The sequence below is a fragment of the Hoylesella timonensis 4401737 = DSM 22865 = JCM 15640 genome (genome assembly GCF_000455445.1).
Lineage (GTDB): Bacteria > Bacteroidota > Bacteroidia > Bacteroidales > Bacteroidaceae > Prevotella > Prevotella timonensis.
Genome location: NZ_HG417090.1, coordinates 53,393 through 63,572, shown reverse-complemented (window position 1 = coordinate 63,572; position 10,180 = coordinate 53,393). Strand labels below are relative to the sequence as shown.

Sequence of the window (10,180 nt, the reverse complement as noted above, 5' to 3'; positions counted from 1 at the left end):
ATAGCGATTGATTACCAAAGACAAAATTACAGAGAATTTTTTGTATTGCAGATGATTTCTAGCAAGGAATTTGATGTTGAAATAGCAAAACTGGCTCTGCAAGAGCCTGACGGCATCAAGCATAGAAAGCGTAAATGGCGAATGAGCCGTGCTGAGATCATGACTATTCTCATCTGTTTCCACTTCAATGACTTCCGCAATTTCAAGCATTACTATCTATTTTGAGACCTCTGCAAAACCTTACCCCATTCTCTATCATTCTTGTTTTTGAGCACTATTGGCTCACCAGCAGTCAATATTTTTGATTTTTAGGCTGTATATGCCCTATTTCATCTCATATTCTCCCCTTATTTGAGAGAATTAGACACAATTATCCCTGGAGTTCGATATAAATTGTAGGCAATAGCCTCCATGATGTGTTGTGCGTGAGTCTTATCTAAACCTACATATCTGGCTATGCCACCATGAAACCATCTGTGAATAGATCCAAAGGTACGTTCCACTTTGTACCGTGTCTTGCTGATGGCTACATTAACACGCTGCTCTCTTTCCGTTAGCTTACGTCCCCTTACTCCTTTGTGCATGATACGACTCTTGAGCTTCATACGTTTAAGTACATCCTTGTTTGCTGTAGAATCATAACCCTTGTCGGCATAAACAGGTGTACCTTGTGGAAGTTTAGCTTTTTCTAATGGCTTTTCCAAATGTTTGATATCACTTTTGTTAGCCGGTGTGGTTTCCTCGGCTATCACCAAACCGTTCTCATCTGTAACCGAATGTCGCTTGTAACCAAAGTGTAGCTTCCCCATCTTCTTTACCCAATGTGCTTCACCATCAACATTGGGTTTGACGATCTCTTTAACCATTGCGTTTTCTGCTACATCCCTGCCTGATTCCTCATTACGATCCTCAACTACTTCGTATTCCTTACGGCCGCGAGGTCGACGAGGACTATCCGTGATACTTGCATCAACGATGGCACCACGCTTAACCAAAACACCAGCCAACTCTAACTGGCGATTTATCTCTTGTAGCACATTGTCGTAAAGGTCGGCTTCAACCAAAATGTTACGGAAACGGCATACAGTTGTACTATCTGGAGCACAGTCATCCAATCCTAAACCAACAAAGCGACTGAAGGACAGACGGTCATTTACTTGATCTTCGACCTCGCCGTCACTCAAGCCATACCATGTACGAAGAAGTTCGGTCTTGAACAATACAAGGCTGTCATAGCTTGGACGACCAGTGGGACGGTTGCCTTTGGTGTAAGCAATTTCAATAAGTCCACGAATGGGATTCCAGTCAATTATCTGATCTATTTGAAAGAAAAAGGTCTGTTTAACCTTACGATGACCAACTATTAGGTCAGCAAAACTCGGAGAAGAAGGACATTGTTTCATACTATAAAGGTACAAAATATGATGAAATGAGCAAATTTTGAACAATGAGTTTTGCAGAGGTCTCATTCTTTTTGAGAAAGAGAAGGTAAGGCACGAAGCCCGATGCGTAGAGCTATGAAGTAATAACTCTCGTAAATCGGTGACGTTGCTGACCAACAATTTTGAACTATCGGTTGAGGAACTTGCTGTAATTTACTAGCGCAGACTAGCTATAGAAACACTCTACAAGCAACTGAAACAGAATTTTCCTTTACGCTTTTTCTATGGCGAGAGCGTGAATGCCATCCAGAAACAAATCTGGGTGGTGCTCATCGCCAATCTCCTATGCACGGTACTGTCCAGAATGATTAAAAGACACGTTTCATTTTCTCAAATCGTAACCATGCTTAGATTGACGCTCATGTATTACACCAATTTCATCGCTTTCATGAAAAATTCTCAGAAAGATGAGTGTGCAATTTGGGCAGAAAGAGCTAGATATGCACCGCTAGAACCCTCACTATTTGATTAGGGGGCTTGCTTTCTTGTGCCGTTTTGAAGTTTATCGGACAGCAATAAAAGACAATTACGACAGACAACGGAAAAGAGTTCACGAGTCATAAGATGATTGTCAAGGCACTGAATACAGAAGTGTACTTTACGGACTCATACTCATCATGGCAGGAATGGACCATTGAAAATGCAAACGGCCTCATCAGGCAATATATGCTTAAGAAAAGTACATTTGAAGAAGTAACTCGTTAAAAAATAACACAACAAATGTTGTTTTTTATTAAAAAAGACAACATTTATCTTTCTCATCAATTACAGTCGTATTTTTTTTCTACATTTGTAATATAATATAGAAAGATGAAATCTATTATACTATATCCTAAGGAGCTATGTATAATAACAATAATGAAATGTTTCTTATTGTTATTGATAATTTCTAGTTCATCTTTGATATCGTCTTTCTTTATGGATTCATTTGTATTTACTAAATGGATAAGTTATCTATCAATTTTAGGAACAATCTTATTTTTTTCATTCATTGCGATAAGAAGTAAATCTCTTTTATCCAAGACCTTTAGCTTGGATTTATTAAGTACTATAATTGTAATTATTATCGTAGGTTTCTTACAAATATTAAGCTATTCTTTTGATGTGTTATTAATTATTATAAGTGAGATTTTATTAATATTATTTTTTAAATCTTTTAAAAAATACATACATCAGGAATTTATAGATTTATGCTTTATTTGTGCATCTTTCTTTTCAATATACCTTTCATTTAATCAATACTTGATGCATAGCCCAATAATAAATGGAGCCTATGATAATCCTTGTGGATTAGCATTGTCTTTGATAGTTTCAATAATTTCATTATGTAATCGAATTACAAATGCCAAACCCCGAAAACATTTAGCATTCTACGCATTACTCATTATCATTTGTATTATAGCATTGTTAATGTGTAATTCACGGGCAGGTCAATTATCAGGTTTCATTATAATTTCCTTTTTTTTCGTGAAACGGTATAGAAAGATTGTTTTCATAGCATTTTGCTGTTTAACACTATTCGCTATATTTAGGAATAAAACAGAATCAACAAAAGGGAGATGTTTCATTTACGCAACAACATTATCTATGCTAGATACACCCAAACATATATGTTTCGGGTATGGATATAATGGTTTTAGAAAATATTATATGCTACGACAGGCCATAAAATTAAAAGGAAAATCTTTTGATATACAGCAAAGGGCAGATAACATTAAACACCCATTGAATGAATTTCTTTTATTAGCAGTTGATTATGGTGTACTATTTCCTATATTGCTTATTTTAGGCATAATAGTATTATTACGTAGGACGGTATTGGATAAAATACATATGTCTTTTTACTGTGCTTTATTTATTTTTTCTATGGTCTCATATCCATTTAGATATCCTATTACTTGGATAGCATTAGCCTGGTATATAGCATCCGCCAATTATAAATATACAATATGTATATATATACATAGGCTTGTTGTATCTATATGTTTTTTATTATCAGGAGGTTTCATTTTGCTTTATGCGGTCAATACAGCAAAAACACACTACCTATGGAATCAAGCTTATAATTACTCATTATTAGGTAGATATAATAAGGTCGAAATTCTATATAGTAGATTATATTGGCAATTAAATAAGCAACCCGAGTTTATTTATAATTATGCTACTTTTCTTAAAGATACAAATAGAGCAAGTAAAGCGTTATCATTAATTGACAGTTTTATAATAGCTGATTACCAGGTTCAAATGCTAAAAGGGGCTTTGTTGATGGATTTAAAAAGATATAATAATGCTTTTCTTCACTTTAAGTTGGCACATGAGATGTGCCCTAACAGATTTATACCACTTTATCAGATGTATATTGTTCTAAAAACAAACTCTAAGAAACATGAACAAATAGAACTAGGTAGATTAATATTACGAAAGACCGTTAAAATACCTTCGTTTGAGATAGAAGAAATTAAAAGAAAAGTAAGAAACGATTTAAATATTAAACAATTATGAGAAAAGTAAAAAACATTGTATCTTTAGTATTTCTATTAGTTTTTACTAATTTGAATTGTACAAATCAAATAAAAAGTGATACTTCAAAAGTTGCATCTACATCATCAGAAGATTTGTATGTAGAACAAAAACATTGTTATTTAGGTGAAATTTCTAAAGAAAAAAAAGATTCCATTGATTTTGAATTTATAGTAAAAAATTTAACTGACTCTTTAATTAGAATAGATAAAATAGATGTGTCATGTAATTGCCTCAGTATAAAGAATTATAACAGAGAAATACTTCCGCACAATAGCACTGTTATAAAAGGAAAAGCAGGCCTAGAGAATCGAAATGGACATATGAGTAAATCTATATTTGTAAATTATAGCAAGGATAAAACCCTTATATTAAGGGTAATTGCTGATATAAAATAATAATATGAAGTATATAACAAAAAGTATTGCAGCACAATATCTTATTGGGATTGTTTTTTTTGTGTCAGGTATAAGTAAAGCTTTAAATATCCCCAAAACAGCTTTAACTGTACATGAGTATTTTCAATCTTGTTCCATAGAACTGGATTCATATATATATGATATTGCAGGGACAATGCTTATTGGGACAGAACTTATTATTTCCTTATTCTTATTTTTTAACATATTTAATAGATTTACCATCAATATTACAATAGTCATTCTTGTATTTTTTACAGGCATAACTTTCGTTATTGCACTTAGTGGAAAGATGCCTGACTGTGGGTGCTTTGGCGAGCAATTAGCATTTACAGGATGGCAATCATTTGCAAAAAATATAATTCTTTTACTTTTGAGCACTTATGTTGCTGCTAGACAAAAAGAAACAAAAAGGAGAGAAAAAGAACGTCTTTGGGCTATCTGCATTTTTATTGGAATATATAGTCTTTGCCTATTTGGTTTAAAAATGCAACCTATTCATGAAAATGGTTTATTCAAAACTGGAGAAAATGTATGTATGCTACCAGAAGACGTTGCACAGCCTATTTTTTCAATAGAACAATTGCGAATAAATAAGAATGGTCGTAAAGCTTATACAAATATTAGCGATTCTCTCTTTTGTTTAGATAAATATACTGTAATAGGGATTATACAAAATGACAATCAAGTCTCGACTCTAGAAAAGCATAAACTTATAAATTCAGTATTAGATATATCACATAAAATAAATGGGAATGCTATTTTAACAACGAGTTCTATGGATACAACTAATAGAATAGAAAGAACTATTTCTATAGGTATATCGGACAAGACTCTGCTATCCAAAATAATCTCTACAAATATTGGAATCATAGTGATTAAAAAATGCTTAATCATAAAAAAATGGCAACGAAATGCTATAGGATGGCAAGAGTTCCCTAAAGACATAGTAGACCTATAGCATGATTGGAATAATAAATCGCATATGCCGAAAAGCGTATAATAGAGTAGGCTCATTAAATATTATTTATTATGAAAACAATTTATTTTATGTTAACGGTTTTATTATCTTCTGTTGTTTTTATTTCATGTTCAGAAGATGATACTATCTACAGCTGTGATACAACAGTAAACTCTTGGGTTAAACAGAATATACCTGAGATTCATAAAATGACACGGGCAGATTGGCTTCGTACTACCTCAGAATTAGCAATACCAACCTATCGTGCATTTACAGAGGAACAAAAAGTGTTATTTTGGAAAGAGAAATTTCAAGAAATAAAAAAATTATCATGGACTCCAAAAGAACTTAATCATATCCATAAGGTTGAGTTATTTATGGCAAATCATCCATATGTATTTTCAAATACTCCTTTGACTGACATACAACTTGATGAAATAGAATTATTTTTTTATAATTGGCGGAATGAGGCTATAGAACAGCTAAAATGGAAACCAGAAGTATGTATTGCCATAGCCGGCTCAGGATATAAGATGAAGAATAAAGAAGGAGAAATTATTTTTCTGCCTTCTACAAGAGGTTCAAAAATGTCTATGAGTGCAGAAAGCTCTTGCCATTGTAATACAGGATTGTTATCTGATTTTTGTTTTAATGCACCAGGTCCATGTGAAGACTCTGACTGCGAAAGCAGTTCTGTTGGATGCGGATGGCTTCTTGCACAAAGTTGTAATGGTAGATGTGGAGGACTGTAATATGCTAAACAAAAAGAAAGCAGTAAGCATAATTCTTACTTTGTCTATTATCCTCTATTTAATTGTAATGCTATCAAGATTATCCGCTTCTATTGTTATTAGTACAATGTGCTTTACTATTTCGTACTTTATCTTTACAGTCTTCATTCTACACTATTTTAGAAAGAATTCTAAACTTAGTGTAAATACAATTGCTACGACAATTACTATAGGATGCATCTTATTAGAGATACCTGTTAGATTTTTTGACTTTAATGGTACTTTATTCACACTAACAGGAACGATTTGTACTATAGCTGCAATATTATTGGCAACATTATCATACGTAGAAAAACGTAAATCTGTATATGTGTTATCTTTTATTATCTTGTTTTTCCTAAGTTCTTATGTGCAATTCAGTTGGGTGGATTTTTGCAATCATTGTCTTAAAACTAATTACAAGGAAGTTTTAAAATTCTGATATTTTTAAGGGGTAGATACATGATATAATTCTACTCCTTAAATATTTTAACACATAGAAATTGATAAATTTAATCACAAGCAATTAGTTTTTATAATGCCAAGAAACATCCTATTCTTTTTCATTGTTCTCATTTTTTCATCCTGTGTTAGTGATAACACTATTGACCAACAAACAGAATCATCTCTCCAATTCGCCGGAAATAATCGCACAGAATTAGAAAAAGTACTCAAATACTATAAGAATGATCCTCAAAAATTAGAGGCGGCCAAATTTCTTATACGTAATATGCCCCATTGGTATAGTTATGAAGGGAGTCAATTAGATTCTATACAAACAGTATTAGCCTATATCGCAAATACGCCTAAACTCTACGCTATGACAGAAATACAAAAAAGAAGATGGCAAGGTTTTCCATTTTATTCTTTACCCAAAATATACGACTCACATATCATAACAGCTGAATTTCTTATAAACAATATAGAAGAATCTTTCAAAGCATGGACTTCAAGACCATGGAATAAATATCTGAATTTTGAAGACTTCTGTGAACTCATACTTCCATATCGAGTTGGTGATGAACGATTAACAAATTGGAGAATAGTGTATAAAAAGAAGTATGCGACTATACTGGATTCACTCTATCATGGAAGTGATGTCGTTGAAGCCTGTCGAATAGTTAATGAAGAACTGCAAAAAAAAACAGTAAAATATAACAGTGAATTGTCCTTGCCTCATCTAGATGCAACTTTTTTGTTATCAAATAGAGTTGGATATTGTAGGGAAAATTGTGATTTAGGATTGTATGCAATGCGGGCTTGTGGTATTCCAGTTGCTACCGAATATTTTAAGTATTCCCCTGACTATCAAAAGGCACACCAATGGCTAACACTTAGAGATACAACAGGAACATTTATACAATTTGGCTACGATGATCTTATCCCCCGAAGAGATGTATGTCAGACAGATGGAAGAAAGAAAGGGAAAGTTTATCGTGCTTGTTTTGGTATACAAGAAGAACAAAAAAATAAGTACAATGAGATAACTAATATTCCTGAAGAGCTGCAAGACTTTTATACAAAAGATGTTACCGAAAATTACTTTGGCTTAAATTCAGTGATAGTTCCAGTTGAAACTAAAGACAAAAGTGTTTATTTAGGTATTTTTACAGCTAAAGGCTGGAAGCCTGTTGATATAGGAAAAGGACAAAATGATTCTGTCATTTTTAGAAATATTGAACCTAATATAATTTATCAGCCATTAGTACTTTCAAAAGACGGAGATTACCATCCTGCAGGATATCCTATTATATATTATTCGGGAAAGAGAAAAATCCGTATATTGAGACCAAATAAGAATCTATTTGAGACTCTAATTTTGAAACGTAAAATGCCTTTAATCCCCAGGATTAAGAAATGGCTTTATGAAAGTATTATTGGTGCAAAAATCGATATCAGTACAAATAGTTCTTTTGCATCATTCAAAACTTTATTTGAATTTAAAGATACTTTGAATTATTGTAATTATAGACTACAATTCAAGACCCCAATAAAATATCGTTATTTAAGATATTCAGTTCCCGTAGGGAAACCTATTGAATTGGGTGATATTGGAGTCTATGAAGATACGCTTTGTAAGAAAAAAATGCCAATACAATTAATTACTCTAATAGACTCAGTTTATAACCCCAAGAATATTACGGACGGTAATATGCTATCTCATTTTCGCGGAGACGTTAGAGATAATTCTATTATATTTGATCTTTCCAAAGAAATACAAAACGGATGCATAGATTTTTATCCCCGAAATGATGGAAATTTTATTTGGAAAGGTGATGTGTACGAATTATATTATCAAGACGGTATTAATGGATGGATATCTTTAGGAAGACAGAAAGCAAAAGGAAAGACTCTTAATTATAAAGCTCCTCAAAATGCCTTACTTTGGCTAAGGGATTTAACTCAAGGAGAAGAAGAGCAAATCTTTATATATAATAATCATCAACAACAATTTGTATATAATATTAGATAGTCGACCCTCAAAAAGACACTCTACCATATTTCATAAAAACCAACGGAGTGAATTGTGATTGAAAATTTAAAGTAAGCCTCCCAGCGCACCATATAATCACTCTTTCAATAAGGCACAAAAGAAGCCTGATGGCTCTTTTGAAATTAAATGCGGCAGCTGCAAGCATGACATTGATGGAGTCTCCGAAGAGACCCTTGTAGAAGTTCCTCCCTAACCGATGGTCTGCCTTGCAGTGGCCTATGACAGGCTCTGAGACCTCTGCAAAACCTTCTCTTCCTCTCATAAATTCACTTATAACCACATTAAATCTAAAAATAAAGCCTATCTAAGGATCAAAAGGGCTTATATACCCCCTATTTAATATATATTTCTCCCTTATTTGAGAGAATTGGACACAATTATCCCAGGAGTTCGATAAAGATTGTATGCAATAACCTCCATAATATGTTGCGCATGTGTCTTTGCCAATCCCACATATCTTGCCACTCCTGCACGAAACCATCTATGCATAGAACCAAAAGTACGCTCAACTCTGTATCTAATCTTACTGATGCTAACATTGATACGTTGCTCCCTTTCTGTAATCTTCTTGCCTCTAACCCCTTTGTGCATGATTCTGCTCTTGAGCTTCATCCGAGTAAGTACTTCCTTGTTCTCTGAAGAGTTATAGCCTTTATCGGCATAGACAGGTGTTCTAACAGGAAGATTGGCTTTCTGTAACGGAGTTTCAAGATGTTTGATGTCACTTTCGTTGGCGGCAGTTGTTTCCTCCGCCAAAATCAAACCATTCTCGTCAGTCACAGTATGTCGCTTATAACCAAAGTGAAGTTTGCCCATCTTCTTAATCCATCTTGCATCTCCATCAACGTTTGGCTTAACAACTTCCTTTACCATTGCTTTTTCTGAACTATCACGACTGTCTGCTTCATTACGGTCTTCCACTACTTCATACTCCTTGCGTCCATGCGGACGGCGTGGAGTATCGGTAATGCTCGCATCGATAATAGCACCACGCTTAACGATGACACCTTTAGACTCAAGTTGCCGATTGATTTCATTGAGAACCATATCATAAAGTTCTGCTTCCACCAACGTGTTGCGAAAGCGGCAAACTGTAGTACTGTCGGGAGCAGTATCTTCTAGACCCAAGCCAACAAACCGACTGAAAGAAAGACGATCGTTTACTTGTTCCTCTACCTCACCGTCACTAAGACCATACCATGTACGAAGAAGTTCTATCTTGAATAAAATCAAGCTGTCATAACTTGGACGACCTGTTGATTTATAACCTTTGGTATAAGCGATTTCTATGATACCACGGATAGGTGTCCAATCGATTAATTTATCTATTTGGGAAAAGAAGGTCTGCTTGACCTTACGCTGACCGAGAACGACATCGGCAAAACTGGGAGAAGAAAGAGTTTGTTTCATACCATAAAGGTACAAAAAAATAATGTAATGAGCAAATTTTAGGATAAGAGTTTTGCAGAGGTCTCAGGATTTAATTTTACTTAGCAAAGGTAGCAAGTCCGTCAGAACGCCATAGTACCGCTCCGCTATTTTGCGATATTCTCACGGCAGCCTTCCCATATCGAAGA

General features: G+C 34.0%; 7 protein-coding genes and 3 pseudogenes. 7 read left to right on the top strand and 3 right to left on the bottom strand.

Annotated elements, in window-relative coordinates:
• Positions 1-7 precede the first annotated feature (7 nt).
• Positions 8-222, top strand: a pseudogene (locus BN35_RS14395) (IS982 family transposase); the annotation flags it as partial.
• Between the two features lie 125 nt (positions 223-347).
• On the opposite strand, the gene BN35_RS00355 reads toward BN35_RS14395, so the two are convergent.
• On the bottom strand, positions 348-1,403 hold the full coding sequence (locus BN35_RS00355) for an IS5 family transposase (protein WP_044071033.1): 1,056 nt from the start codon (positions 1,401-1,403) through the stop codon (positions 348-350).
• A 558-nt stretch (positions 1,404-1,961) separates the two neighbouring features.
• Between BN35_RS00355 and BN35_RS14390 the strand changes: the two are divergent.
• The 6 genes and pseudogenes from BN35_RS14390 to BN35_RS00325 all read left to right on the top strand — a co-directional run.
• Positions 1,962-2,141, top strand: a pseudogene (locus BN35_RS14390) (transposase); the annotation flags it as partial.
• A gap of 219 nt (positions 2,142-2,360) precedes the next feature.
• Positions 2,361-3,944: an O-antigen ligase family protein gene (locus BN35_RS12910; protein WP_159099989.1), complete on the top strand. Its 1,584-nt coding sequence runs from the start codon at positions 2,361-2,363 to the stop codon at positions 3,942-3,944.
• Positions 3,941-4,360 (top strand): DUF1573 domain-containing protein, encoded by a 420-nt coding sequence (locus BN35_RS00340; protein WP_025072952.1) that lies wholly within the window; start codon positions 3,941-3,943, stop codon positions 4,358-4,360. The genes BN35_RS12910 and BN35_RS00340 overlap by 4 nt, the downstream gene beginning before the upstream one ends.
• Positions 4,361-4,364: 4 nt before the next feature.
• Positions 4,365-5,339, top strand: a complete 975-nt coding sequence (locus BN35_RS00335; RefSeq protein WP_028901039.1) for a MauE/DoxX family redox-associated membrane protein — start codon at positions 4,365-4,367, stop codon at positions 5,337-5,339.
• A gap of 71 nt (positions 5,340-5,410) precedes the next feature.
• Positions 5,411-6,091 carry a bacteriocin fulvocin C-related protein gene (locus tag BN35_RS00330; protein ID WP_025072949.1) on the top strand — a complete coding sequence of 227 codons (681 nt, stop codon included), beginning with the start codon at positions 5,411-5,413 and terminating at the stop codon, positions 6,089-6,091.
• Positions 6,092-6,647: 556 nt separating this feature from the next.
• Positions 6,648-8,582 (top strand): hypothetical protein, encoded by a 1,935-nt coding sequence (locus tag BN35_RS00325; protein ID WP_028901040.1) that lies wholly within the window; start codon positions 6,648-6,650, stop codon positions 8,580-8,582.
• Positions 8,583-8,589: 7 nt separating this feature from the next.
• On the opposite strand, the pseudogene BN35_RS00320 reads toward BN35_RS00325, so the two are convergent.
• Both BN35_RS00320 and BN35_RS00315 read right to left on the bottom strand, forming a co-directional pair.
• A pseudogene (locus BN35_RS00320) lies at positions 8,590-8,832 on the bottom strand (IS5/IS1182 family transposase); the annotation flags it as partial.
• A gap of 125 nt (positions 8,833-8,957) precedes the next feature.
• A complete protein-coding gene (locus tag BN35_RS00315) occupies positions 8,958-10,013 on the bottom strand; it encodes an IS5 family transposase (RefSeq protein WP_025072947.1) in 1,056 nt (351 codons plus the stop codon).
• Between the last annotated feature and the right edge of the window lie 167 nt (positions 10,014-10,180).